This is a genomic window from Amycolatopsis sp. NPDC057786 (genome assembly GCF_042797905.1).
Lineage (GTDB): Bacteria > Actinomycetota > Actinomycetes > Mycobacteriales > Pseudonocardiaceae > Amycolatopsis.
In genome coordinates this window covers 12804-39002 of the sequence record NZ_JBHVKW010000084.1, presented here as the reverse complement: position 1 = coordinate 39002, position 26199 = coordinate 12804, and the positions used below count along the sequence as shown (strand labels likewise).

Below are 26199 nucleotides of genomic sequence, written 5' to 3'. Positions count from 1 at the left end.
GGGAAAGGCGGCCACGGCCGGTTTCCGAGGAGATCAGTACTCGCCCGGTAGTTCGCAAGGCGGGCCTGCTCACATTTCGCGGTCGCGCATGATCCACCTCCCTTTCGACTGGCGCACCGGTGGGGAACGGGCGCGTTCTCTCGCACAGTTTGGGGGCTGGCTTCGCCTCCGCGCATACCCGGTGGCCGTGTTGTGACCCGGGCAATGGGAAGGTTGTGGCACCATCTGCCGCGCAGCGGGAAGAAAGGTGCTTCTGGTGACCGAGAATTCCGGCTCGGCCAGATCCGGCGAGACCGGTGGAGCACGCCCGGTTTCAATGGCCGCATCGACCTTCGGACGCGCGTTGCGGCAACGGCGGCAGGCGCGCGGGCTGGCCTTGCGGGACCTCCAGAAACTCGCCTATGTCGACAAAAGCCTCATCAGCCGGGTCGAACGCGGGCTCGCCCCGCCGAGCGCGGAATTCGCCGAAGCCTGCGATCGCGCGCTGGGCGCGGGCGGCGCCCTGATCGTGCTCGCCGAAGCCGCCCGCGCGGAACCCTATGTGCACCTTCCCCCGCCGCCGGACCCTTTCGTCGGCCGCGCGGAACATTTGGCGCTACTGGACGAAAAAGTGTTCACCGAAGCGGCCAAAGTCGTCTTCGTGGCCGGGCCGCCCGGAGTCGGGAAGACCGCGCTCGTCTTGAATTGGGCGAACCGGCGCCAAGAGGAGTTCGATTGCGTCCTCTGGTCGGATCTCCGCGGCTATGCGGCGGGTTCTCCCGCGCAACCCGCCGACATCCTCGACGACCTTCTGCGCTGCGTCGGGGTCCGCCCCGACCGTGTCCCCGCCGAGGAGCACATGCGGCTCGCGCTCCTGCGGGGCCTGTTGCGCGGCCAGCGCACGCTCGTCGTACTGGACAACGCCCTCGACTCGCAGCAGGTGCGGCCGGTACTGCCCGGCACCCCGGACACCACCGTGCTGATCACCAGCAGGCGACGGCTGTCCGGGCTGGTCGTCGGCACGGGCGCGGTCCAGGTCTCCTTGGAGCCGCTACAAGATCTCGAAGCGGCGCGGCTCATGGCCGACCTCATCGGCGACGAACGCGCGGCCGGTGATCCCGAAGGAGTCGGCAGGCTCGTCCGGCTGTGCGCGGCGCTGCCGCTCGCGGTGAGCATCGCCGCCGAACGGGTCGCCACGCATCCCCACCAGAGCGTCGGCGACCTCGCCCGTGAACTCGTCGCCGAGGGGCGAAGGCTGGAACTGCTCGCGGTCGACGACGACGCCGTCGGGGTCCGGGCCGCGTTCAGCTGGTCGTACCGCGCGCTGGAGGCCGACACCGCCCGGATGTTCCGGCTGCTCGGCCTCCATCCCGGGCCGCGGTTCACCGCGGGCGCGGCGGCCGCGCTCGCCGGTCTGCCGGACCACGACGCGCGACAGCTGCTCGACAAGCTCGTGCACGCGCATCTCGTCCAGCAGATCGGCGCGCGGTACTACCGGTTCCACGATCTGCTCCGCGTCTACGCCGCCGAAGAGGCCGCCGCCGCGCAATGGCGGGAGGAGCGGCAGGCGGCGGTCTCCCGGCTGACCCAGTGGTACCTCTACGCCGCCAACGCGGCGAGCTGGACGCTGACCCCGGCCCGCGACCACCACATCGACCTGGGACCCGCGCCCGAAGGCGTCGAGCCGCTCCGGTTCGCCACGTTCGACGAGGCCTACATCTGGTGCGCGTCGGAGATGCCGAGCATCACCGGTGTCGCCCGGCTGGCGCTGGACCACGGGCTGTACGAGATCGGCTGGCGGCTGCCGGTGGAGCTGTTCGACTACCACCTGCTCGGCAGGCCGTGGCAGACGTGGATCTCCAGCCACGAGGTGGCGATCGAGTCCGCGGAGGCGGGCGGCGACCTCGGCGGGCTGGCGTGGTCGGCGATCAACCTCGCCGAGGCGCACCGGCGGCGCGGCGACCTCGACCGCGCGAGCGAACTTTTCGGCCGGGCCGTAGAACTCTCGGAAGCGATCGGCGAGAACCCGAGCCTCGGCTGGGCGCTGGTCGGGCTCGGCAACATCGCGCACGAGCGGGAGAACTACGCCGAAGCCGTGCGGCTCGCCGGACAGAGCGTGGAGGTGAACGTCCGGATCGGCTACCGGCTCGGCGAAGCGACCGCGCGGGTCCACCTCGGCCGCGCGTACCGCGACCTCGGCGAGCGGGACCTGGCCCTCGAACACGGCTTGCGCGCTTTCGACGCCTACGCGAAGGACGCCGACCAGCACGGCATGGGTTTCGCCCTGGTGCCGCTGGCCAGGACCTGCCGCCGGTTCGGTGATCTGGAGCAGGCGCTCGGGTACTGCGAGCAGGCGCTGACCGCCTACCGGAACTGCGGCGACGTCTGGGGGCAGGCCGACGCGCTCGACGAACGCGGCTGCGCGCTGGCCGCGCGGGGACAGCCCGGCGAGGCCATGGCCGTCTGGCGCGACGCGCTCCAGCTCGTCATGGATCTCGACGACCGGAAGGCGAGCGTGCTGCGGGGCCGTCTCGAAGGCGCGGTCTAGAGCGGCTGAAGGGGACTTTCACCGCATGCGACTCGATGAAGGGAGCTTTCACCGCGTCGCATGCGGTGAAGGACGCTTTCAGCCCGTCCCTAGAGCCGCACCGGCAGGTTGTGCAGGCCCCGGGTGATCGCGCTCGGCCACCACACGAGCCGGTCCTCCGGCACGGTCAGCGTCATCGACGGCGCGCGGCCGAACAACGTCTCCAGTGCCGCGGACGCCTGCATCCGCGCGAGCGCGGCGCCGATGCAGATATGCGGGCCGACGCCGAAGGCCACGTGCCGCACCGGACGCTCACCCGGCCGGAAGGCGAGCGGGTCGGGGTGCACCTCCGGATCGCGATTGGCCGCCAGCAACGACAACAGGATCGGATCGCCCGCCTCCATCCGCTGCCCGGCGAGTTCCATCGGTTCGATGACGAACCGCCAGCTCGTGTTCTGCAGCGGGGTGTCGCGGCGCAGGACCTCCTCGATGACGAGCGTCAGGTGTGCGCCGTCGGCGCGGGCGCGGGCCGCCTCCTCCGGATGCGTGATGAGGGTCAGCGCGGTGGACGCGATGAGGCTGATCGTCGTCTCGTGCCCGGCGATCAGGGTGAGGAACGCCGTCGCGGCGACCTCGTCGCCGGTCAGTTTCCCGGCGGCCTCCTGGGCGAGGAGGTCGCTGATCAGGTCCGCCCCCGGTTCGGCGCGTTTGCGGGCGACGACGTCGGCGAGCACCGCGTCCAGATCGTCGGTCGCCTTGAGCATCGACGCCATGTCCGTGACGTCGCCGGCGGCGACCACCAGCGCGGGCGGGCGGATCTCGTCCAGCAGGCCGTCCGGGATGCCGATCAGCTCGCAGATCGACCGGATTCCCAGTGGGTACGCGAAATCCTCGACGAGGTCGCCCTCGCCCTTGTCCAGTATCGGGTCGAGCAGTTCGTTCGCGAGCCGGTGCGTGCGGTCGCGCATGTGCTGCAGCCGCCGCGGCCCGAAGGCACCGGCGCAGGCCTTGCGCAGCCGTGCGTGTTCGTCGCCCTCGAAGTTGTTCATATGCCCGATGAGCGTGGGCCGGTGGTCGGCGGGCAGCCCGAGGTTGGCCTTGCGCCAGTGGTCCGCCGCGACGGACGGGCATTTGGACAAACGCGGGTCGGCCATCGCGGAAACGACGTCCGCGTGCCGGGTCAGCAGCCAGGTCCAGGTGTCACCGGGAAGCGGAAGCCGGAACGCGGGGGCGTTCGCCCGGAGCCATGCGTAGGCGGGTGAGGGATCCCTGTCGAATTCCGGGCCGAACATGACGGGAACCGCGGCGGCGTCGTATGCGGCATCAGACATACGAGCCACGATGCCAGCCGGCGGCGGAAGAGCGTCCGGCGAACGCGGATATCGGCCTGTCTCACGCGATCGTCAACGCGGTCCCCCTGTCACCCCCTTGTGGTGACCCAGCAAGATCGAAGCGGGTGCGGTGCGTAGCGGTGGGAGGTGACCCTCGTCAGCGAGTTCGGCAAGCACGACCCTGCCACGGTCTCGGTGCGGCCGCGCGGTTCGCTCCGGGGTTTCGCCGACACCGTCGGCCTCGCCGCTGCCCGCGTCTGGCGGTTGCGTGGCCGTGCCTGGAACACCCTCCGGCATCCGGCGGGGTGGGAACTGTGGCGGCTGCCGCCCGCGGCGGTCTTCTGGATGCTCGGTACCGAGATCGCGGTCGCGGCCTGGGCGCTGTACAGCGGGTTCAAGGCTTCCGCCACGACCACCGATCTCGTCCGCTTCGGCGTGATCGCGGGCTGCGCGATCTGGTACGTCGTCCAGACGCAGCATCCCGAGGAGCAGCGCCGGGCCGACGACCGGCGCGGCGAGCACATCGACCAGACCGCCGTCTGGCTGGGCGGCGCGGCCGTCCTGCTGCCGCCCGCGTTGTCACTCGCGCTGCTGCTGATGGTGCGCGTGCAGCGCTACTCCATCGCGCACAAGGCGATGACGACGTTCCTCTTCACCACCGCCGCGCACGCCGCCTCCATCCTCGGCGTGCACACGATCACCGAACTGACGGCACTGCACACCTGGCTCGAATCGGGCACGCTCCCCCAGCAGCCGGGTGACATCGCGGTCGCCGCCGTCGCGCTGGTGGGCGCCGCGCTCTGGTACTTCGCGTCGCAGACGCTCCTGATCAGCATCGCGCGCGGCCTGGCGTGGGGCGGCTGGCGGCGGCAGAAGCTGATCGGCAGCTGGGCCGACAACGCGGACTTCGTCTACGCGCTGCAACTCGCCGCGTGCACCACGATCCTCGGCGCGGTCAACATCGCGCTGGTGCCGCTCGTGATGATCGGGGTCGCGCTGCGGTCGACCCGGCTCTCGCAGGCGCTGGCGGACACGATCGCGCGCAGCCAGCGTGACCGGAAGACCGGACTGCTGACCGAGGACTCGTTCCACGCCCCCGCGGCGCTGCGGCTGCTCGAAGACCAGACCGGACGGCGGCCGACGGCGTTCCTGATGCTGGACCTCGACCACTTCAAGCAGTGGAACGACAAATACGGGCATTCCGGCGGCGACATCGTGCTCGGTTGCGTCAGTGCCGTGCTGCGGCAGAACACCCGCTCCACCGACATCGTCGGGCGCTGGGGTGGCGAGGAGTTCTCGGTACTGCTGCCGGATACCACCCGCGAAGAGGCGATGCGGATCGCCGAGCGGATCCGGACGGCCGTCGCGAAGACCGCCATCACCGGCCTGACCGAACTCGCCAGCGGGCACGCCACCAACGAACCCCGCGCGGTGGGGCCGATCCACGGCTGCACCGTGTCGATCGGCGTCGGCCTCTCGCCCGAACATTCGACGGACTACGGCGAGCTGTTCCGTGCGGCCGACGCTGCCATGTACCAAGCGAAACGGAACGGGCGGAACCGCGTGGTCGTGGCACCGTCCGCGGTCCCGCCTTCGCCCCGGACGCCGACGTCGCCGTTGAGCCGGGCCGGAGACTCGCGCCGGGATTGACGTAAGACGCGTGCTTCCAGCCATAACTCGCGTGATCGGAGGCGCGACTCGCGAGTTACGGCCCAAGCCGCGTCAGCGACGGGTCACCAGACGGGTCTCGAGCAGATCGCCGACCACCCTGGTCTCCACTCCGGTCCGCCGTTCGAACGCGGATCCGCGCAAGGGCCACAGCGCGACCAGCACGATTCCCACCGCCGCGCACGCGGCCAGCACCAGCGCGGCGACGAACTGGGCGGCCCCGGCGGTCGCCGTGCTCAGCACCGCGAAGCCGATCAGGACGATCCCGGTGGGCAGCACCGCGGCCAGCGCGACCAGCGAAGCGGGGGTACGGCGCAGGTCCCGGCGCCGGGTGGTCAGCCAGGCGGCGAGCAGGCAGGCGAACGACGCCGCCAGCAGGCAGGCACCCGCCGTGTCGCTGAGCCGATGCCAGCCCAGCGCGATGGTCGACGACGCGACCCAGGCGACGGCGACGCCGCCGATCCCGATGATCACCGGGCGGAACCGCTGCGGCAGAACGAAAGCGAGCGCCATCAAGATGGCCATGGCGGCGCTGACGTGCCCGCTGGGGAAACTGTTGTGCCCCGGCCCGCGGCCGCCGTCGGGCAGTTCGGGGCGGACGAGGACATAGAGCTTCAGCAACTGCGCGGCGATCAGAGGGAGCACGAGGACGCTCAGCGCGGGAACAAGGAGGCCCGGTTTGCGCCGGAGCAGCGCCAGGACGACAAGCCCGATCCCGGCGGCGCCGATCACGAGCACCATGTCCTGGTCGCGCAGCGGTCCCGCCCAGTCCATTGTGGACCACTGGCCGGACTGCGCGCTGCGGACGACGCCGTTCTCCGCGAGCTGCCCGGCCGACGTGTGCACGAAGAGCACATAGGTCACGAGGAACGCGACGGCCAGTCCCAGTCCGGTGGCGAGCTGGAACACGGCCCTGGAGAGGGTCCGCCTGGTCTCGGCGTGCCGTCCCGGCAGCGGACGGCGGGCGTGGGTCGGCTTCGCTTCGTGGGTGAGTAGGGCCATACGTCTCACTGTCCCCACGACGTTTAGCCGTGAGGTCCGGACAATGTCATGGTTCTGCTACAAGATCGAGCCGAGTCGCACACGCGCGAAGACATCCGAATAATGGCGGCGTGGCAAGTGTCCTTTTGATCGAAGACGACGCGTCCGTGCGGGAGGGGCTGGAACTCGCGCTGCGCCGTCAGGCGCACACCGTCCACACCGCCGAGAGCGGTGAGCTCGGGCTGGAGAAACTGCGGGTGTTCCAGCCCGACATCGTCGTGCTGGACCTGATGCTCCCCGGCATCGACGGCTTCGAGACCTGCCGCCGCATCCGCTCGGCGGGCGAGGTGCCGATCATCATGCTCACCGCCCGCAGCGACGACTTCGACATCGTGGCCGGGCTGGAGGCCGGCGCCGACGACTACGTGACCAAGCCGATCGAACCCCGCGTGCTCGACGCCCGGATCCGGGCGGTGCTGCGGCGCGCGGTGAGCGAGAAGCCCGCGACCGACGACGCCGCCGGCGAGCGGCACGGCGGCCTGGTCATCGACCGGGCGGGCCTGGTGGTCACGAAGAACGGCGAGCCGGTCTCGCTCACCCCGACCGAGCTGAAACTGCTGCTGGAGCTGTCGCGCACGCCCGGCCAGGTCTACAGCCGCCAGCAGATCCTCTCCGCCGTCTGGGATCACGACTACCTCGGCGACTCCCGGCTGGTCGACGCCTGTGTCCAGCGGCTGCGCGCGAAGATCGAAGACGTTCCCGCGAAACCCGAACACGTCCAGACAGTCCGCGGCTTCGGGTACCGGTTCGGCCGTTCATGAGGCTGCTCTCCGGGCTGCGGCCCCGGCTCATCCTGGCCTTCGCGGCGATGACGATCATCGGGGCGGCGGCCGCGGCGGGGGCGAGCTACGTCTCGGCGAGGAACGCGATCCTCAAGGCCGTCCAGGACGCGGCGATGGACCAGCTGAAGGACCGGGTCGGCGCCTACGCCCGCCCGCTGTCCACGCCACCGACCCAGGACCAGCTCAACGACTTCGCGGGCAGCCTGCGGTTGAACGCCGTCGCGGTCAGCGGGAACCTGCGGTCGGTCAACGGCCCCGACCTGACCAGGTTCTCGACCGAACTGCGGCGGACGGTCGCGGGCGACATCCGGATCCAGTTCCAGCGGCTCGACCGCGACGACGGCCCCGAACTCCAGGTGGGCCTGCCGGTGCTGACGCGGCAACCCGACGGGTCGATGGGGGCCAGTGGCATCGAGGTCTATTCGCTCACCTCGCTCGTCCAGCAGCAACAGGCCATCGACGAACTCGCGAAATCGGCCTGGCAGACGGCCGCGCTCGTCCTTCCGCTGGCCGCGGCCCTCGCCCTGCTCGCGGCGAGACAGGTGCTGAGACCGGTTCGGGCGCTCAACACCGCCGCCGCCCAGCTCGGTGAGGGCAGGCTCGACGTCCGGCTGCCAGCCAAGGGGTCCGACGAGCTGGCCGAACTGGTCACGACCTTCAACAACACCGCCGCCGAACTGGAACGCACCGTCGGCGAGCTGAGAGCCATGGAGGCCGACGCGCGCCGGTTCGTCGCCGACGTCTCGCACGAGCTCCGCACGCCGCTCGCGGCGATGAACGCGGTCACCGACGTCCTCGACGAGGACGCGGACACCCTGCCGCCGGACACCGCCGTCGCGGCACGGCTGGTCTCGGGCGAGACCAGGAGGCTGACCCGGCTGGTCCAGGACCTGGTCGAGATCTCCCGGTTCGACGCGGGCCGCGCCGAACTCGTACTCGACGAATGGGATCTCGCGACGGCGATCCGGGACAGTCTCGACGCCCGCGGCTGGCGCGAGGGCGCAGACCTGGTCACCGACCTGCCGGAAGGGGTACTCGCCCGCGTCGACCGGCGGCGGCTCGACCTGATCGTGGCCAATCTCGTCGGCAACGCGTTCCGGCACGGCGCGGCCCCGGTGGAAGTCCGTCTGCGCGCCGGCGGCGACGGCGTCACCCTGGAGGTCGAGGACCATGGGCCCGGTATCGATCCCGAGGTCCTGCCGCATGTGTTCGACCGGTTCACCAAGGCCGACACCGCCCGCGCCCGTTCCGAGGGCAGCGGGCTGGGCCTGGCGATCGCGCTGGAGAACGCCCGTCTGCACGGCGGCGACATCACCGCCGCCGACACCGGGCACGGCGCCCGGTTCGTCCTGCGCCTGCCGCACCGGACCGAAGGAGGGACGCGATGAGAAGGGCCCTGGTATTGCTCGCCCTCGCGGCCGCGACGCTGGTGGCGGCCTGCGGCGTCCAGCCGACCGGCGTCGTCCCGGCGGGGCCCGGACCGTCGATCCGCGCGACCACGGGGACCTACGTTCGCGCCGGTCTGACGCTGTACTTCGTCTCCGACGGCCGTGTCATCCCGGTGGCCCGGCCCAGCGAAGGCTTCATCTCCCCCGAAGGCGCGGTCACGATGCTGCTCAAGGGACCGACCGAGCGGGAAGCCGCGCAGGGGCTCACCACCTTCGTCCCGCCGGAGATCGGGCGGGTCGAGGTGTATTCAGGCAACCCGATGTCGATCGTGCTGCCGTTCTCCGTCCGCAAACTGTCCGATCAGGCCATCAACCAGCTGGTCTGCACGACGATCGCGGCCTCGGCGGACACCGGACGGGCTCCGGTCACCCCGGGAGTGAACGTGTCCTCACCGGACGACAAGATGTACTTCCAGTCCTGCAAAGCGGACTGAACTCGTCACTCACAGTGCTCACATAAAAGCACTTCTTGTGTCTGTACGGACGTGAGCCTCTTTTGGTTCACGGATCACCGTAACTGTGGGCGAACACACTCGGGCGTGACATTGCCGTGTCCTTTTCGTAATGTTGCCCGGAGCTCGCGGCCCCCGACGCGAGTTCCCGTCCCCGAAGTGGTGAGTGATCAGAGAAATGGCCGGCAGACATCGCAAGAACAAGGCTCCGCAGTGGAAGCTCCCCGCGGGTATCGCGGCAGCGGTCGCCACGGCGCTCCCGGCGTCGATGTGGCTGACCACCGCAGGTTCCCCCGACGTCGAAGCGGCCAGTGCCGCGCTCGCGGTGAAGGCTCCCCCGTCCTCCAGCGTGACGCCCCCGCCGTCGACCAGCAGCACCCCGCCCTCCAGCACGACGACCACACCGCCTCCGTCCACCTCCTCGGCTCCCCCGAAGCCGACGACGTCGACCAAGGCCCCCGCGCCGGTCAAGAAGACCGTGCCCGCCGCGACGGCGTGCTCCACCGACCTCGCCGGCACCAAACCGCACGTGGCCCAGGTCGGTAACCACGTCAAGGCGAAGTTCGGCGTCAAGACCGTCGGCGGTGTCGCCGGCCGGGCGAACGCCAGCGACCACCCCTCCGGCCTCGCGCTGGACTTCATGGTGGACACCGCCACCGGCAACGCGATCGCCGAGTACCTCATGGCCAACCAGAAGGACTTCGGCGTCACCTACGTCATCTGGCGCCAGCGCTACAACGACGGCAGCGGCTGGGACACCATGGAGGACCGCGGCGGCGCGACCGCCAACCACATGGACCACGTCCACGTCTCCTTCGCCAAGAGCGCGAAGGTCACCGTCAGCTGCTAACGATTCCGGGCGGGCCGCTCGCCGGGCTGGATCACCGGTCGTCCGACGACCTCTTCCACGCCTTTGACGGCGAGCCGGTCCGCCCGCTCGTTCTCCGGATGCCCGGCGTGGCCCTTGACCCAATGCCATTCGACGTCGTGCCGTGACGCGGCCTCGTCGAGACGGCGCCACAGATCGGCGTTCTTGACCGGCGTCTTGGCCGAGGTCATCCAGCCGTTGTTCTTCCAGTTCCGCACCCAGCTGGTGATGCCGTTCCGGACATAGGTGCTGTCGGTGTAGATGTCCACCGTGACCCGGCGCTTCAGGCTTTCCAACGCCTCGATGGGCGCGGTCAGCTCCATCCGGTTGTTCGTGGTCGGCCCGGGATCCCCGCCGTAGATCTCCTTCTCGACGGTGCCGTACCGCAGCACCGCGCCCCAGCCGCCGGGACCGGGATTCCCGCTGCACGCGCCATCGGTGTAGATCTCGACTTCCGCCACCGGGACACCCTAGCGACGGGTTCAGTCCGGCAGCAGCGGCACCCACGGCCGCTCGGCCTGCCCCAGATGCACCGCGCGCGTGATGGATTTCGACCCGAACCGGTCCCGGACGGTGTCGAGCGTCGTATCGAGCGCGTCCCTCGGCTTCGCACCGAACGGCAAGGCCAGCTGGATCGCGTCGTCCTTCGACAGATTCGTGAGCGCCAGCCCGATCAGCGTGAGCCCGCGTTCGTCGATCAGCGGTCTCGCCGCCGCGAGCAGGTCTCGGGCCGCCGCGACGATCGCGCCGGTCTGTTCCGTCGCCTCCATGAGGGTGTGCGAACGCGTCGCCTTGGTGAAGTCGGCGAACCGCATCCGCAACACGACGGTGCGGCACACCCGGTGCGCCGCCCGCAGGCGACGGGCGAGGCGGTCGGCGAGGGTCAGCAGCATCGCGTCGAGTTCGGCGGGTGACCGCGGCCTGCTGCCGAGCGCGTGCTGCGCCCCGATCGACCGGCGGCGACGGCCCGTCTGCACGCGGCGGGGGTCGTCGTTGTGGGACAGGGCGTGCAGGTGGGTGCCGACGCCGCGGCCGAGCATCCGGACGAGTTCCTTCTCCCCGAACCCCTCCATCTGCCCGACCGTCGTCACGCCGCGCTCGCGCAGCTTCTGTGCCGTCACCTTGCCGACACCCCACAGCCGCTCGACGGGAAGCGGGTGCAGGAACTCCAGCTCCTTGTCGTGCGGTACGACGAGGAGGCCGTCGGGTTTCGCGACGCCGCTGGCCACCTTCGCGAGGAACTTCGTCCTCGCCACGCCCACGGTGATCGGCAGGCCGACCTGCTCCAGGACGTCCTTGCGCAGTTTCGCCGCGATCCGGCTCGGCGTGCCCGCGATCTTCAGCAGCCCGCCGACGTCGAGGAAGGCCTCGTCGATCGAGATGCCTTCCACGAGCGGCGTCGTGTTGCCGAAGACCTCGAAGACCGCCTTGCTCGCCGCCGAATACGCGTGCATCCGGGGCGGGACCACGATCGCGTCCGGGCACAACCGCCGCGCCTGGCCGCCGCCCATCGCCGTGCGGACGCCGAACGCCTTGGCCTCGTAACTGGCCGCCAGCACCACGCCGCCGCCGACGATGACCGGCCGCCCGCGCAACCTGGGGTCGTCACGCTGCTCGACCGACGCGTAGAACGAGTCCAGGTCGGCGTGCAGGATGGGACCCTCGGTCGTCATAGAACATATGTTCGCATCAAACGGCCCAACGACCAAGCACCCGGCTCAGTCGAACGGCGGCCCGGAGTAAGAAACCCGGTGCTTGAAGACCTCCCCGTCCCGGATCTCGGCGGAGTACGTCGGCCTCGGCGAGATCGCGCGCCAGGCGTTCAGCACCTCCTCCGACTCCCAGTACTCGAAGATGTTCACCCGGCCCGGTTCCAGCGTGTCCGCCGAGATCACCAGGTCGAGACATCCGGGGTAGGCCCGCGCCTTCTCGACGATCACCTGATGCCCGGCCACGTACCGGTCCCGCTCCTCCGGGTCGACGTACACCTTGCCCGCCACGATCACGGTCATCTCTCTATCCCTTCGTCCGGTCGGTTCACCCCACCGACGAACGCGGACGCCGGGAACCGACACGGGCGCGGACGAAATCCGTCACCGATCGCCCGCCGGCGAAACACCAGATCGCGATCACCGGGTCGCAGATCGCGCAGCCGAACGACGAATCGTGCAGGAACGGGATGATCGGTGCCCCCTTGAGGTGGTGGACGACGTCCCAGCCGGTGTGCAGCAGCCAGGCGATACCGATGAACGTCCAGGATTCGAGGCCACGGTAAGCCACGTAGGTCACGACCGCGGCGAACGCGAACTCCCAGATCCCGAGGCCGCCGCCACTCAGATAGGCGGCGCCCGCCCCCGCCACCATGATCGCGTTGAAGCGGCGGCGGTGCGGTTCGTGGATCAGCGACATCAGCACGACATAGACGAGGCCGACGAGAATCGGCGCGATGATCATCATGGTTCGACGCTAGAACCGGCCGCGGCACGCTCCCAGTGGCGTGAACGACGCCTTCCAACGGGATCTCGCCATCGGGCGGGTACCTTACGGCCATGCACACCGTCGCCGTCCTCGCGCTGGACAAGGTGATCCCGTTCGACCTCTCGACGCCGATCGAGGTCTTCACCCGCACCCGGCTCGCGGACGGAAGCGCCGGCTACCGGCTGCTCGTCTGCGCCGAACACCCGGAGGTCGACGCCGGGCACTTCACCCTGCGCGCGCCATGGGGACTGGAGGCACTGCGCGAGGCCGACACGATCATCGTCCCCGGCACCGCGGACCCGGCCGGGCCGTTGCCGGAAACCGTCCGCGACGCGCTCACGTCGGCCGCCGCGAGAGGCACGCGGATCGCCTCGATCTGTTCCGGCACCTTCGTTCTCGCCGCCGCGGGCCTGCTCGACGGCCTTCGCGCCACCACCCACTGGGTCGCCGCCGAGGCGTTGGCCGCGGCGTATCCGGAGATCGATGTCGATCCGGACGTGCTCTATGTCGACAACGGGCAGATCCTGACGTCCGCGGGCGCCGCCGCCGGCCTGGATCTGTGCCTGCATCTGATCCGGCGGGACCACGGCTCCGCGATCGCGGCCGACGCCGCCCGCCTTTCGGTCATGGCGCTGGAACGCGAGGGCGGGCAGGCGCAGTTCATCGCGTTGCGGCATCCGCCCGCTCCCCGAGGCACGGCCTTGGAGCCCACTCTGCTCTGGATGCAGGAGAATCTCGCGCGCGAGCTCACCTTGGCCGACATCGCCGCCCGCGCCGGGATGAGCACGCGCACCCTGATCCGGCATTTCCGCGAGCAGACCGGGACGACGCCGCTGCAATGGCTGCACCGCGCGAGGGTCCGGCAGGCACAGCATCTGCTGGAGACCACTCAGCACGCGGTCGAACGGATCGGCGCCGAGGTCGGTTTCGGTTCGCCTACCGCGTTCCGCGACCGGTTCAAGCGCACGACCGGCGTCAGCCCCGGCACCTATCGGCGCGCTTTCCGTTAAGCGGCGACGGCCAGGCCGGTGTCCGACGCCCGCGCCCGGGCCTGTTCGGCGAATCGCTTCCGGGCGGCGACGACTCTGAGCCAGCGTTCCGAGCGCTCGGCGTCCAGGTCGAAGGTGGCGCGGGCGAGCACTTCGGCGGCGCGTGCGGCGGAGTCGATCTCCGCGGCGGCGCCCAGGTAGTCGCCCGCGTCGATCAGCTTGTAGGCGTGACGCATCTCGGTCTGCGCGGTCGAGTAGATGGCGTAGGCGGCGAGGTTGTTCGCCAGCGGGCCCAGTGAATGCGACATCGGATTCTCCGTTCCTTCTCTTACTCACACGTCGAACGGGCCCGCGCCGGTTCGACACGGCGAACGGATTTTTCTCGAGGGTTGCGCCGAGTGGCCGAGTCACGACAGCCTGAAGCGCATGCCAGCCCGAGCGGCGTCGTTCCGCAGTGTCTTCGCGGTCGCAGGATTCCGCCGGATCTGGCTCGCGCATCTGCTCTCGGTCGCGGGCGACCAGCTGGCCAGGGTCGCGCTCACGGTGCTGGTGTTCGACCGGACGTCGTCGGCAGGCTGGGCCTCCGCGGCGTACGCGCTGACCTTCGTGCCCGACCTCCTCGGCGGCGCGCTGGGCGGCGTCGCGGACCGGTTCTCGCGGCGCACGGTGATGGTGGTGACCGACGTCGGCCGCGCCGTCCTTATCGCGCTGATGGCGGTGCCGGGGCTCCCGCTGCCCGTCGCGGCCGCGTTGTTGTTCCTCGTGCAGCTGATGGCCGGGCCGTTCCACGCTGCCCGGCAGGCGATGCTGCCGGATCTGCTCGATCCGGACCGGCTGGTCGTCGGCCAGGCCGTCATCTCGTCCACGTACCAGGCCGGGCTCGTGGTGGGCTTCGGCGCGGGCGCCGCCGTCGTCACCGGCCTCGGCGTGCCGGGTGCGCTGCTGATCGACGCGGGAACGTTCGCGCTGTCGGCGCTCATGCTCCACTTCGGGCTCGAACGATTCCCGCCATCGGCACCCGCTCACCACGAACGTCCGTCTCTGATCGCGGGCTGCCGCCTGGTGGCGCGCGACCGCAAGCTGCGCTGGTTGCTGCTCATCGCCTGCTGCTGCGGTTTCTACGTCGTCCCCGAGGGCCTCGCCGTCCCGGTCGCCGCCGAACTGGGCGGCGCGGGCGCGCTGCCGTGGCTGCTGGCCGCGAACCCGGTCGGTTCGGTGCTCGGCGGCATCCTGCTGAGCCGCGTCCCGCGCGAACGGCAGGTCCGGGTGCTGGGCGCGCTGGCGGTGGCGAGCAGTCTGGTGCTGATCCCGACCGGCTGGGCTCCGGGTCTGGTCACGATCGTCGTGCTGTGGACGATCTCGGGGGTGTTCTCCGCGCACGACATGATCACGCAGACGCAGTACAGCCTCGCCGCGCCGCCTGCCCAGCGCGGTCAGGTGATCGGGGTGGCGATCGCGGCGTTGCGGGCGGCTCAGGCGGCCGGGATCGCGGTGGCCGGGCTGCTGGCCCAGGTCGTCGCGCCGACCACCGTGGTCACCGTCGCGGCGGCCGCGGGTGTGGTGGTCGCCGCCGTCGCCGGGATGGGCTGGTCACGGGCGGTGTCGTCCCGCCGCGGCCTGGCGGAATCCGAAGATCCCGCAGGGCCTGCCGGCGGGACGACGCCCGTTGGGGAGCACGGTTCCTGACACATCACGTCCAGTTGTTGTCACGACGGGTCGTCCAGTTGTTGTCACGCACTACGTTCACCTCCCTTCGCGAAGCCGCGCGCTCGTGGGCGAGATCACTCACGTCCAGTTGTTGTCCCGCATGCCGTTCACCTCCCTCGAAATAGCCATCTATCCGGCAAAACACTCACCAGTTGTTGTCCTGCATCGGTGCACCTCCCGCCTTTCGGTTGGGCTGTCCGGGGGAATTCGGCGCCGCCGGTCTTATCGTCGAAGACAACGCGGTCGTCGCCGTCCCGGTTCGATTACGGTGTAGATCACCGACGGAAGAGGGTGTGTGGACGGACGACTCGGCGGCGCGCGGCGGCGGCTCAGGGCCTGGCACCTGTGGAGCCTGCCGCGACCTGTGCGTTCCTACGTCCTGGTCGTGAATCTCATCGCAGTCCTCTCGACCGCCGCCACGGCCCGGCTGGTCCCGGTGACCGGTACCGACCTCGTGCGGTTCGGCGTCTTGGCGCTGTGCGCGGCCATCGCGATCGAGGGCACCCGGCAAATCGAACGCCAACGGGAGTACGACAGGGCCCCGTCGGTCGCCTACGTCGACACCAAGGCGGTGTGGAGCGTCGCCGCCGTCATCGCGCTGCCGCCGGTGCTCGCCGCCGCGATGGTCGTGGTGACCTACACCATCGCATGGCTGCGGATCTGGCCGCACCAACGGCCGGTTCTCCCCCATCGGTGGATCTTCTCCGCCGCGACGGTCCTTTGTGGCACTCAAGCCGCCGTCGTCGTCCTCAGCCTCGGCATGCGCCACTACCCCGGTGCGCCCGATTCCGGGCTGCTCGCCGGGCTGGGCGACCTCGCCGTCATCATCGTGGCCGCGGCCTTGCGGTGGGCGATCAACACCGCGCTGGTGATGATCGCGATCGCGCTCTCGTCCCCGCCGAAGTCGGTCAGCGAACTGTTCTCCGGGTTCGGCGACCAGATCCTGGAGGCGGGCGCGCTCGGCCTCGGTCTCGTGACGGCCGTCGTCCTCGTGCAGGCCAACCCGCTGGTACTGGTCGGGGTCGTCATCGCGCTGGTCGCGCTGCATCGCGGGCTCCTGCTGACGCAGTACCGGCGGGACGCGCACACCGACGCCACCACCGGTCTCGTCACGAAACGCCGCTGGCGTCAGCTGGCCGAAGAGCAGCTCGGCCGGACGCGCGCCGGACGCAAACTCGGCGTGCTGTTCCTCGACCTCGACAATTTCAAGACGATCAACGACACCTACGGCCATCCCAACGGCGACCTCGTCCTGCGCGCGGTCGGCGACGCGCTGCGCGCCGAGATCCGCGAGCAGGATGTCTGCGGACGGTGGGGCGGCGAGGAGTTCGCGATCGTCATCCCGGACATCCACGGCGAGGAGACGCTGCTCCAGGTTGCCGAACGGATCCGGCATCAGGTGGCGGTGGTGTCGGTCGCGCTGCCCGATCGCGACACCGTGCTGACCGATCTGACGGTGTCGATCGGCGGTGCGCTGTATCCGGCCGCCAACATCACCAGCGTCGACGATCTGCTCGTCGCCACCGACATGGCGCTCTACCGCGCGAAACAAGGCGGCCGCAACAGGGTCGAATTGGCTCCGCCCGCGCAGTAGGCTTCGCCCCGTCTGGGGAGGCGAGATGGAGCGATTCGCTCGGGGTCCGGTCGGTCTGGTGGTCGCGATCCAGGTCCTGGTACTGACACTGCTGTCCGGCCGGTACGGCTTCCATCGGGACGAGCTGTACTTCCTCGCCGCCGGGAAACGGCTCGACTGGGGCTATGTCGATCAGCCTTCGCTGACGCCCTTGCTCGCGAGGATCTCCACCGACGTCTTCGGTGCCACTCCCGCCGGTCTGCGCGTGGCCGCGACACTGTGCGCCGCCGCGACGGTGATCTTGCTGGCACTGGTCGCCCGCGAATTCGGTGGTGGGCGCGGCACGCAGGTCCTCACCGCCGCGATGACCGCGCTGGCGGCGTTCGTCGTGGTCGACGGGCACATGCTGTCGACCGCCACCGTCGACATGCTGGTCTGGAGCGCGCTGGGCCTGGTGATCCTGCGCCTGTTCCGCACCGGCGACGGGCGATGGTGGCTCGCGATCGGCGCCGTCGTCGGCATCGGCATGGAGGGCAAGTGGCTCGTCCTGCTGATGGTCGCCTCGATCGGCCTGGCGGTACTCGCCGTCGGCCCGCGGACGGTGTTCCGCACCGGCTGGCTCCCCGCCGGAATCCTGCTCGCGCTCGTCCTGGCCGCACCAGGTCTGATCTGGCAGGCGGCACACGATTTCCCTTTGCTGACCGTGGCTTCCGGTATCAGCGAGGACGACGGCGCGGAGAACCGGATCCTGTTCGTGCCGATGCAGTTGCTCTATCTCTCCCCCGTGGCGGTGCCGGTCTGGATCGCCGGCGGACTCAGGCTGTGGCGTGATCCTCAACTGCGCTGGGCCCGTTCATTAGCGCTGGCGTATCCCGTGCTGTGCGTGATTTTGCTGGTGCTGGGCGGGAAACCCTACTACTCGGCGCCTTTCCTGTTGCTGCTCGCGGCCGCCGGCGCCGACCCCTGCCTGCGCTGGCTCGACCGCACATGGCGCCGCACTCTCGCTGTCGCCCTGGCTTTCGCGGGTGCGGCCGTGTCCCTCGTCGTCGGACTGCCTCTGCTGCCGCCGTCCGCGCTGGCGCCGATCCTGGCCGTGAACAAGGAGCAAGGCGAGCAAGTGGGGTGGCCGGAGTTGGCCTCTTCAGTCACCCGGGTTTGGGAGCGGATCCCCGCGGAGCAGCGTTCGGCCGCGGTGATCTTCACGCGGAACTACGGACAGGCGGGAGCTTTGGAACACTACGGGCTTCCCGCGGTGCACTCGGGGCATATGTCCTATGCGGACTGGGGGCCTCCTCCTGACATTTTCGGTCCGGTTGTCGTCGTGGGACCGTACCTACCGGCGTGGTTCACCGGATGCCACGAGGCGGCCGTGCACGACAATGGCCTCGGAGTGGAGAACGAGGAGCAAGGAGTGCGGATTTCCTTGTGCGCGGGGACTTCCCGGCCTTGGTCTGCGTTGTGGGGCGAGTTGCGGCATTACTACTGAGTCGTTGCCGTGTAACGGAAACTCGCGTGGTTCCGGAAATTGTCGGTGGTCGGTTGTAGCTTCTGGGTGTGGATACACGCAACGCCACTGTGGCGCTACTCAAGGAAATCATTGCTTCTGACGTGTTGAAGGAGGTCAATGCCGAGCTGGATTCGTTGGAGGACAAGGATGCTGTCGACGCTGCCGTGGCGGCGTCGGAAGGAATCGCACGACTCGAGGCGGTCCGGTTCCGCGCGTTGGCGCAGCTGAACCGGCACCGTGGCGGCGCGGCGAGTGTGGTGCAGGAGGTCGCGTTCGCTTTGTCCGTTGTAGGCGGTCACGCCGCTGGGCTGGTGTCGACGGCGGCGGCGTTGACGACCCGGCTGCCCCGCACACTCGGGCTGCTGGACCGCGGACAGGTGGGCGGCTACGGGGCGATGAAAGTCGCGACCGCCACGGCGTGGCTGTCCGACGAGGACGCCCGCGCGGTGGACGCGGTGTTGGAGGATCGGTTGCCCGGCCGGAATTCGGAGCAGATCCGGAAGGCGGCGAGCCACGCGGCGATCATGGCCGACCGGGACGGCGCCGCCCGGCGGGCGGAACGGCACCGCGCGGGGCGCCGGTTGTCGCTCCGGCACGGCGAGACCGGGGTCGCCTCGATCGAGGTCGAAGACGGTCCGGTGGAGAAGGTCGCCGCCGCCTACACGCGGATCGATCGTGAGGCACGGGCGCTCAAAACCGGCGGTGAGACCCGCACCCTCGACCAGCTGCGCGCCGACGTCGCCCTCGACCTCCTGCTGGGCGGACAGGGCGGCACGACTGAGCGGTCCGAGGTGTTCCTCTACATGGACCTCGACACCTACCTCGGCGTGAACGAGGACCCGGCCGAGCTGGCCGGACACGGGCATATCCCAGGGTCGCTGGCCCGGGAGATCGCGTCGGGACCGGACACGGTGTTGCGGCGGATCATCACCGACCCACTCTCCGGGCAGGTCCTCGATTTGGGGCGGGGCGGTATCGGCCCACCGCCGGGCTGGGCGAGTTCGTGCGGGTGCGGGACCGGGAATGCCGAAGACCCGGCTGCCACCGCGTCGCCCAGGCCTGCGACCTCGACCATGCGGTGCCGTGGCAGCACGGCGGTCACACCACCGACACCGAACTGGTGGATCTCTGCCGCCGCGACCACCGTTTGAAAGACGAACCCGCCTGGACCTACCGGCTAGCCGCCGATGGCACCCTCACCATCACCACACCCACCGCACAGAGCTACGACAGCACCCCACCGCCACTACACGAACCCCGCACCGACCAACCACCGTTCTGAGACCGTCGCCGGAATTCGGCTACGACGCCCCTCGCGGTTCGTGGCTACCGATGCCGCAACGTCCGCCCCCACCACGGCCCCGTGCGGAGGAACGCCACCGTTCTGGCCACGTCTCCGAAAACGACGACAGCTCGTTCGAGGGCACAATGCAGATCACCGACGCCTGGCGACGTACCGTCCCAAACGCACTCCCGACCTACACCCGCTCGCAGCGTCGCCGAAACCTGACCACGCACCCCCGGGCGACTCGCAACGACCCAACTGTCGCCACCCTGCCCCTGCCGTCGCCGGAAAACGGCAACGGGTGATGCCTTCGCGGAGACAAGCCCGGTCGTCGCCGGAATTCGGCTATGGGACCACCGCATGGCCCTACGCAATGGCATCTCGCACTTCGTGGCTGCGCCCGCCCATGCCGCTGGCCCCAGCCCCGAGCGCCCGCCACCGGTCCCACCCGCCGCCGAAAAATGGCCACAGCTCGATCGAGGGCGCGATGCAGCTCACCACCGCCTGGCGACGCACTGTCCCGTGCCGCCACCCCGGCCGAGCGCCGACGCCCCTGCCGTCACCGAAAAACGACCACGGCGCCATCGAGAGCCGCCATCACGACCCGAAATCACCCGACGACGAGCCGTCCCGCACGTGCTCCCTACTCACCATCGCCAGAAACCGACCACGACACCACAGACCGACTCGCCACACCCCAACAGCCGAGCACTCCACTCCCGGCCGTCGCCGGAAGCCGGCGACCCCACCACACCGGACCGAACCAGCCCCGACCCGCCGGAACATCCCCCGATGAAACCGGCGTGAACACCGGATGACACCTCGCGAACCGGGCTACCAAGCCGAACCCCCAGTTGTCCACTTCATGACGTCATCGGGCTCCTCCGCTAGGTGTTCCAGGACACTTTTTGGCGGGTTCCTACAACACCCGGCCCTCGGCATGCGCCACCGACGACATTCTCGTACCGGCCGGTAAGAGGCAGGCTGTTAGACAGGTACAGAAGACTGTCCCGCGCGTGATCCGGCGGGACAGTGTCGCGCACTTGGGAGGCTCAGTCGGTGTTCAGTCGTGTCGCCATCGTCAACCGCGGAGAAGCCGCGATGCGGCTCATCCACGCCGTCCGCGAGCTTTCGGCGGAGACCGGACGGCGGATCGAGACCGTCGCGCTCTTCACGGACGCGGACCGGTCGGCGACGTTCGTGCGGGAAGCCGACATCAGCTACAACCTCGGCCCCGCGTCGGCGCGTCCGTATCTGGATTTCGCCGTGCTGGAGCGGGCGCTGACCGAGACCGGGGCCGACGCGGCCTGGGTCGGCTGGGGGTTCGTGGCCGAGGATCCGGCCTTCGCCGAGCTGTGTGAGCGGCTGGGGGTCACCTTCATCGGTCCGAGCGCGGACGCGATGCGCAAGCTCGGCGACAAGATCGGCGCGAAGCTGATCGCCGAAGAGGTCGGCGTCCCGGTCGCCCCGTGGAGCCGCGGCGCCGTCACGGATCTCGACTCCGCCATCAAGGCCGCCGACGAGATCGGCTACCCGCTGATGCTCAAGGCGACCGCGGGCGGCGGCGGCCGCGGTATCCGCGTCATCACCTCCGCCGACGAGCTCAAGGACGCCTACGAGCGCACCAGCCTGGAGGCCGAGCGAGCCTTCGGCAGCGGCGTCGTCTTCCTGGAGCGCCTGGTCACCGGCGCCCGGCACGTCGAGGTCCAGGTCATCGCCGACGGCCAGGGCACCGCGTGGGCGCTCGGCGTCCGCGACTGTTCGGTGCAGCGCCGCAACCAGAAGATCATCGAGGAGTCCGCTTCCCCGGTGCTGGCCCCCGAGCAGGCCGACGAGCTCAAGCGGTCCGCCGAGCGGCTCGCGCTCGCGGTCGGCTATCGCGGCGCCGGCACGGTCGAGTTCCTTTACCACCCCGGCGACAAGCTGTTCGCGTTCCTCGAGGTCAACACCCGCCTGCAGGTCGAGCACCCGATCACCGAGCTCACCACTGGCATGGACCTGGTCAAGGCCCAGCTGCACGTCGCTTCCGGCGGCAAGCTCGAAGGCGTCCAGCCCGCCGAATCCGGTCACGCCGTCGAGGCGCGGCTCAACGCCGAGGACCCGGACCGCGACTTCGCACCGTCGCCCGGCCGCATCGCGCGCCTGGACCTGCCCGCCGGCCCCGGTATCCGGGTCGACACCGGGGTCAGCGAAGGCGACACGATCCCGGCCGACTTCGACTCGATGATCGCGAAGATCATCGCCTACGGCCGCGACCGTGACGAGGCGCTCGGCCGTCTGCGCCGCGCGATGGCCCAGACCACGGTCATCATCGAGGGCGGCGCGACCAACAAGAGCTTCGTCCTCGACCTGCTCGACCAGCCGGAGGTGATCGACGGCAGCGCCGACACCGGCTGGATCGATCGCGTCCGCGGCGAAGGCAAGCTCGTCACCCACCGCCACTCGGCGATCGCGCTCGCGGCCGCCGCGATCGAGGCGTACGAGGACGAGGAAGCCGTTGAGCGCCAACGGCTTCTCTCCACCGCGCACGGCGGCCGCCCGCAGGTCCAGCACGAGAGCGGCCGTCCGCTCGACCTCAAACTGCGCGGCGCCGCGTACCGCGTGAGCGTCGCCAGGATCGGCCACCGCCGGTTCCGCGTCGGTGTCTCGGCGGGCGGCGGCGACATCCACCCCGCCGACGTCGAGGTCGACCGGTTCGACGAGCACACCGGCCAGATCACCGTCAACGGCACCCGGTTCCGCCTGGTCACCGGCACGCACGGGCCGATCCACCTGGTCGAGGTCGACGGCGTCACCCACCGCGTCAGCCGGGACGAGGGCGGCGTCGTCCGCTCCCCCGCGCCCGCGCTCGTCGTCGCTACCCCGCTGGAGGTCGGCGCGGAGGTCGAGGCAGGCGCGCCCGTGCTGGTGCTGGAAAGCATGAAGATGGAGACGGTGCTCCGCGCGCCGTTCCGCGCGAAGCTGCGTGAGTGCGTCGTCTCGGTCGGCAGCCAGGTCGAGACCGGCGCTCCCCTGCTGCGGCTCGAGCCGCTGGCGGAGGAAGGCGCCGAGGTCGCCGAAGACAAGGGCAGTGTCGAGATCGAGCTGCCGGCAGAACCGGACGGAACGTCGGCGGCACAGCGGATCACGCGCGGGCAGCAGGATCTGCGCAGTCTCCTGCTCGGCTTCGACGTCGACCCGCACGACGAGCGCCGCACGCTCAGCACGTACCTCGCCGCCCGTGCCGAACTGGAGGGCAACGGCGACCGCCCGCTGGAGGGTGAGGTCGAGCTGCTGACCGTGTTCGCGGACCTCTCCGAGCTGATGCGCAACAAGCCTGCCCGTGAGGACGCCAAGACGGACACCCGGGTGCACAGCTCCCGCGAGTTCTTCCACACCTATCTGCAGAGTCTCGACGTCGAACGCGCCGGGCTGTCGGAGTCGTTCCAGAACAAGCTGAAGAAGGTGCTGGCGCACTACGGCATCAAGGATCTGGAGCGCACGCCGGAGCTGGAGGAGGCGGTCTTCCGCATCTTCCTGGCCCAGCAGCGAACCTCGTCCGACGTCGCGGTCGTCACCGCGCTGCTGCGGCAGTGGCTCACCGAGCCGCAGCCGTTCGAGTCGATGCGCGAGCCGGCTGGCAAGGCGCTGGAGGCGCTCATCGCCGCCACCCAGCTGCGGTTCCCGGTGGTCGGCGACCTGGCACGCAGCGTCGTGTTCCGCTGGTTCGCCCAGCCGCTGCTCCGCCGCACCCGCGCCGAGGCGTACAGCGAGGTCCGCAAACACCTGCGGCACCTCGATCTGCACCCGGATTCGCCGGACCGCGCCGAGCGGATCGCGAGCATGCTGGCCAGCGCGCAGCCGCTGGTCCGCCTGCTCGGGCAGCGGATCGGCCGCCCCGGCACCGATCACGGCGCGCTGCTGGAAGTCCTGAGCCGTCGCTACTATGGCAACCGCGCGCTCACCGGTGTCCAGCAGGTGACCGTCGGCGGCTGCACCTTCGTCACCGGTGACTACACCGACGACAACGAGCGGTTCCACATGGTCACCACCGCCGTCGACCGCGCCGGGCTACCCGGTGCGGTCAAGGCGGTGGCCGACCTCGCCGCGCAACTGCCCGCCGACACCGACGTCGAGGCGGACCTCTACCTGACCTGGGACGACGAGTCCGCCGACGACGACACGATGGCGGCCGGGCTGCGTGAGGTCCTCACGGCCGAGTCGCTGCCCAGCCGGATCCGGCGGATCACCACGACGGTCGCCGGGCACGGCGGCGCGGTGATGCACCACCACTTCACCTTCCGCCCGTCTTCGACCGGGTTCAGCGAGGAGCGGCTGATCCGCGGTCTCCACCCGCTGATCGCCCAGCGGATGCAGTTGCAGCGGCTGGCGAACTTCGACCTCACGCGGTTGCCGTCGGGAGACGAGGACGTCTACCTGTTCAAGTGCGTCTCGCCGATGAACCCGGCGGATCAGCGGCTGGTCGCGCTCGCCCAGGTCCGTGACCTGACCCCGTTGCGGGACAACGACGGCAAGCTGCTGGCGCTGCCCGCGGTCGAGGGCACGCTGGCGGGCTGCCTCGACGCGATCCGCGAGGTGCAGGCGAAGCTTCCGCCGAAGAAGCGTTTCGACACCAACCGGATCATGCTCTACGTGTGGCCGACCAGCGAGCTCACCGGTGAGGAGCTGGACACGGTCGCGCAGCGCGTGCAGCCGTCGACGGCCGGCGCGGGTCTCGAAGAGGTCCAGTTCCTCGGCAGGCAGCGCGACCGCGCGACCGGCGAGGTCAAAGAGGTCGCCGTGCGGATCGGCTACGACGTCAGCGGCGGCGTGCAGATGTCGCTGTCCGAGCCCACCACCGAGCCGATCCTGCCGCTCGACGACTACCGCCAGAACGTCCTGCGCGCCCGTCGCCGCGACACGGTGTACCCGTACGAGCTGACCGAGATGCTCGGTTCGTTCACCGAGTACGACATGGACGACACGAACACCCTCGTCCCGGTCGACCGGAAGAAGGGCCGCAACAAGGCGGCGATCGTCGCCGGTGTGGTCACCACACAGACCGAGCGGTACCCGGAGGGTGTCAAGCGCGTCGTGCTGCTCGGCGACCCGACGAAGGCGCTCGGCGCGCTGTCGGAGCCGGAGTGCTCGCGGGTGATCGCGGCGCTGGACCTCGCCGAGCGATTGCGGGTCCCGCTGGAGTGGTACGCGCTCTCGGCCGGTGCCCGGATCTCGATGGAGTCCGGTACGGAGAACATGGACTGGGTCGCGGCCGCCCTCAAGCGGATCGTGCACTTCACCCAGAACGGCGGCGAGATCAACATCGTCGTCGCCGGGATCAACGTCGGCGCCCAGCCGTACTGGAACGCCGAGGCGACGATGCTCATGCACACCAAGGGAATCCTGGTGATGACGCCGGATTCCGCGATGGTGCTGACCGGCAAGCAGTCGCTCGACTTCTCCGGTGGCGTCTCGGCGGAGGACAACTTCGGGATCGGCGGCTACGACCGCGTGATGGGCCCGAACGGCCAGGCGCAGTACTGGGCGCCGAACCTCGCCGCGGCGCGTGACGTGCTGATGTCGCACTACGACCACACCTACGTGGCGCCGGGCGAGCCCGGCCCCCGCAAGGCGGTCACGAACGACCCGATCGACCGGGACATCTCGTCGTTCCCGCACGCGGCCGTCGACAGCGACTTCACCACGGTGGGCCAGATCTTTTCGCGGGAGGCCAACCCCGACCGCAAGAAGCCGTTCGACATCCGCACGGTGATGCGCGCGCTGTCGGACCAGGACCACCCGGTGCTGGAGCGCTGGCCGGGGATGGCCGACGCGGAGACCGCGGCCGTGCAGGACGTGCACCTCGGCGGGCGGCCGGTCTGCCTGCTCGGGATCGAGTCGCGTTCGGTGCCGCGCCGCGGCTTCCCGCCCACCGACGGCCCGGACACCTACACCGCGGGCACGCTGTTCCCGCGGTCGTCGAAGAAGGCGGCGCGGGCGATCAACGCGGCCAGTGGCAACCGGCCGCTGGTGGTGCTCGCGAACCTGTCCGGCTTCGACGGCTCGCCGGAGTCGATGCGGAAACTCCAGCTGGAGTACGGCGCGGAGATCGGCCGGGCGATCGTCAACTTCGAGGGCCCGATCGTGTTCACCGTGATCTCGCGGTACCACGGCGGCGCGTTCGTGGTCTTCTCGAAGGCACTGAACCCGAACATGACGGTGCTGGCGCTGGAAGGCTCGTTCGCCTCGGTGCTCGGCGGCGCGCCCGCCGCGGCGGTCGTGTTCGCGGGTGAGGTCAACGCGCGGACGGCGGCCGACCCGCGGGTGCGGTCGCTGACGGAGAAGCTCAGCGGGGCGACCGGGGCCGAACGCGCCGCGCTGGCCGCGGAGCTGGCCGAACTCCAGTCGTCGGTGCGCTCCGAGAAGCTGGGCGCGGTCGCGGCCGAGTTCGACGGCGTGCACAGCATCGAGCGGGCGGTGAAGGTCGGTTCGGTGGATGCGATCATCAGCGCCGCCGAGATGCGGCCGCGCATCATCGAGGCGATCGAACAGGGCCTGGCGAAGCAGTAGCACTCAGAAGCAGTA

18 protein-coding genes and 1 pseudogene are annotated in these 26199 nt (G+C 70.0%); 12 read left to right on the top strand and 7 right to left on the bottom strand.

Annotated features, from left to right (window positions below; all coding sequences use genetic code 11):
• The first annotated feature begins 256 nt into the window (after positions 1 to 256).
• Positions 257 to 2527 carry a tetratricopeptide repeat protein gene (locus tag ACFVM3_RS31835; RefSeq protein WP_378443628.1) on the top strand — a complete coding sequence of 757 codons (2271 nt, stop codon included), beginning with the start codon at positions 257 to 259 and terminating at the stop codon, positions 2525 to 2527.
• Positions 2528 to 2616: 89 nt separating this feature from the next.
• Here ACFVM3_RS31835 and ACFVM3_RS31830 read toward each other — a convergent pair whose 3' ends face one another.
• Positions 2617 to 3837, bottom strand: coding sequence for a cytochrome P450 (locus ACFVM3_RS31830; RefSeq protein ID WP_378443627.1), 1221 nt, complete (start codon positions 3835 to 3837; stop codon positions 2617 to 2619).
• 147 nt (positions 3838 to 3984) lie between these two features.
• Between ACFVM3_RS31830 and ACFVM3_RS31825 the strand changes: the two genes are divergently transcribed.
• Positions 3985 to 5487, top strand: a complete 1503-nt coding sequence (locus tag ACFVM3_RS31825; RefSeq protein ID WP_378443626.1) for a diguanylate cyclase — start codon at positions 3985 to 3987, stop codon at positions 5485 to 5487.
• Between the two features lie 72 nt (positions 5488 to 5559).
• Here the strand turns inward: ACFVM3_RS31825 and ACFVM3_RS31820 are convergent, their stop codons facing one another.
• Positions 5560 to 6507 carry a phosphatase PAP2 family protein gene (locus tag ACFVM3_RS31820; protein WP_378443625.1) on the bottom strand — a complete coding sequence of 316 codons (948 nt, stop codon included), beginning with the start codon at positions 6505 to 6507 and terminating at the stop codon, positions 5560 to 5562.
• 110 nt (positions 6508 to 6617) lie between these two features.
• Here ACFVM3_RS31820 and ACFVM3_RS31815 point away from each other — a divergent pair, with 110 nt between their 5' ends.
• The 4 genes from ACFVM3_RS31815 (at position 6618) to ACFVM3_RS31800 (ending at position 10078) form a co-directional block, all read left to right on the top strand.
• Positions 6618 to 7307 carry a response regulator gene (locus ACFVM3_RS31815; RefSeq protein WP_378443624.1) on the top strand — a complete coding sequence of 230 codons (690 nt, stop codon included), beginning with the start codon at positions 6618 to 6620 and terminating at the stop codon, positions 7305 to 7307.
• Positions 7304 to 8716, top strand: coding sequence for an ATP-binding protein (locus tag ACFVM3_RS31810; RefSeq protein WP_378443623.1), 1413 nt, complete (start codon positions 7304 to 7306; stop codon positions 8714 to 8716). Before ACFVM3_RS31815 ends, ACFVM3_RS31810 begins: the two co-directional genes overlap by 4 nt.
• Positions 8713 to 9210 (top strand): hypothetical protein, encoded by a 498-nt coding sequence (locus ACFVM3_RS31805; protein WP_378443622.1) that lies wholly within the window; start codon positions 8713 to 8715, stop codon positions 9208 to 9210. The genes ACFVM3_RS31810 and ACFVM3_RS31805 overlap by 4 nt, the downstream gene beginning before the upstream one ends.
• Before the next feature lie 196 nt (positions 9211 to 9406).
• Positions 9407 to 10078, top strand: a complete 672-nt coding sequence (locus ACFVM3_RS31800; protein ID WP_378443621.1) for a hypothetical protein — start codon at positions 9407 to 9409, stop codon at positions 10076 to 10078.
• On the opposite strand, the gene rnhA is transcribed toward ACFVM3_RS31800, so the two are convergent.
• From rnhA to ACFVM3_RS31780, 4 genes are read right to left on the bottom strand one after another with little or no spacing between them, the layout of a single operon-like run.
• The gene (gene rnhA, locus ACFVM3_RS31795; RefSeq protein ID WP_340682934.1) at positions 10075 to 10557 is read right to left on the bottom strand and encodes a ribonuclease HI; all 483 of its coding nucleotides are present in this window, start codon (positions 10555 to 10557) and stop codon (positions 10075 to 10077) included. The two genes, ACFVM3_RS31800 and rnhA, sit on opposite strands and share 4 nt — an antisense overlap.
• A gap of 21 nt (positions 10558 to 10578) precedes the next feature.
• Positions 10579 to 11769, bottom strand: a complete 1191-nt coding sequence (gene dinB / locus ACFVM3_RS31790) for a DNA polymerase IV (RefSeq protein WP_378443620.1) — start codon at positions 11767 to 11769, stop codon at positions 10579 to 10581.
• Between the two features lie 45 nt (positions 11770 to 11814).
• The gene (locus ACFVM3_RS31785) at positions 11815 to 12108 is read right to left on the bottom strand and encodes a putative quinol monooxygenase (protein WP_378443619.1); all 294 of its coding nucleotides are present in this window, start codon (positions 12106 to 12108) and stop codon (positions 11815 to 11817) included.
• Positions 12109 to 12133: 25 nt separating this feature from the next.
• Entirely contained in the window at positions 12134 to 12553 is a 420-nt protein-coding gene (locus tag ACFVM3_RS31780; protein WP_034319495.1) for a DUF6010 family protein, read from the bottom strand.
• A 92-nt stretch (positions 12554 to 12645) separates the two neighbouring features.
• On the opposite strand from ACFVM3_RS31780, the gene ACFVM3_RS31775 reads away from it, so the two are divergent.
• Positions 12646 to 13584, top strand: coding sequence for a GlxA family transcriptional regulator (locus ACFVM3_RS31775; RefSeq protein WP_378443618.1), 939 nt, complete (start codon positions 12646 to 12648; stop codon positions 13582 to 13584).
• Here ACFVM3_RS31775 and ACFVM3_RS31770 read toward each other — a convergent pair.
• Positions 13581 to 13871 (bottom strand): hypothetical protein, encoded by a 291-nt coding sequence (locus tag ACFVM3_RS31770; RefSeq protein ID WP_378443617.1) that lies wholly within the window; start codon positions 13869 to 13871, stop codon positions 13581 to 13583. The two genes, ACFVM3_RS31775 and ACFVM3_RS31770, sit on opposite strands and share 4 nt — an antisense overlap.
• Before the next feature lie 118 nt (positions 13872 to 13989).
• Between ACFVM3_RS31770 and ACFVM3_RS31765 the strand changes: the two genes are divergently transcribed.
• The 5 genes and pseudogenes from ACFVM3_RS31765 (at position 13990) to ACFVM3_RS31745 (ending at position 26184) form a co-directional block, all read left to right on the top strand.
• Positions 13990 to 15249: an MFS transporter gene (locus ACFVM3_RS31765; protein WP_378443616.1), complete on the top strand. Its 1260-nt coding sequence runs from the start codon at positions 13990 to 13992 to the stop codon at positions 15247 to 15249.
• A 316-nt stretch (positions 15250 to 15565) separates the two neighbouring features.
• On the top strand, positions 15566 to 16864 hold the full coding sequence (locus ACFVM3_RS31760) for a diguanylate cyclase (RefSeq protein WP_378443615.1): 1299 nt from the start codon (positions 15566 to 15568) through the stop codon (positions 16862 to 16864).
• A 25-nt stretch (positions 16865 to 16889) separates the two neighbouring features.
• Positions 16890 to 18329, top strand: coding sequence for a glycosyltransferase family 39 protein (locus ACFVM3_RS31755; protein ID WP_378443614.1), 1440 nt, complete (start codon positions 16890 to 16892; stop codon positions 18327 to 18329).
• 89 nt (positions 18330 to 18418) lie between these two features.
• Positions 18419 to 19632, top strand: a pseudogene (locus ACFVM3_RS31750) (DUF222 domain-containing protein).
• Between the two features lie 1062 nt (positions 19633 to 20694).
• Entirely contained in the window at positions 20695 to 26184 is a 5490-nt protein-coding gene (locus tag ACFVM3_RS31745) for a carboxyl transferase domain-containing protein (protein ID WP_378443613.1), read from the top strand.
• Positions 26185 to 26199: the final 15 nt, after the last annotated feature.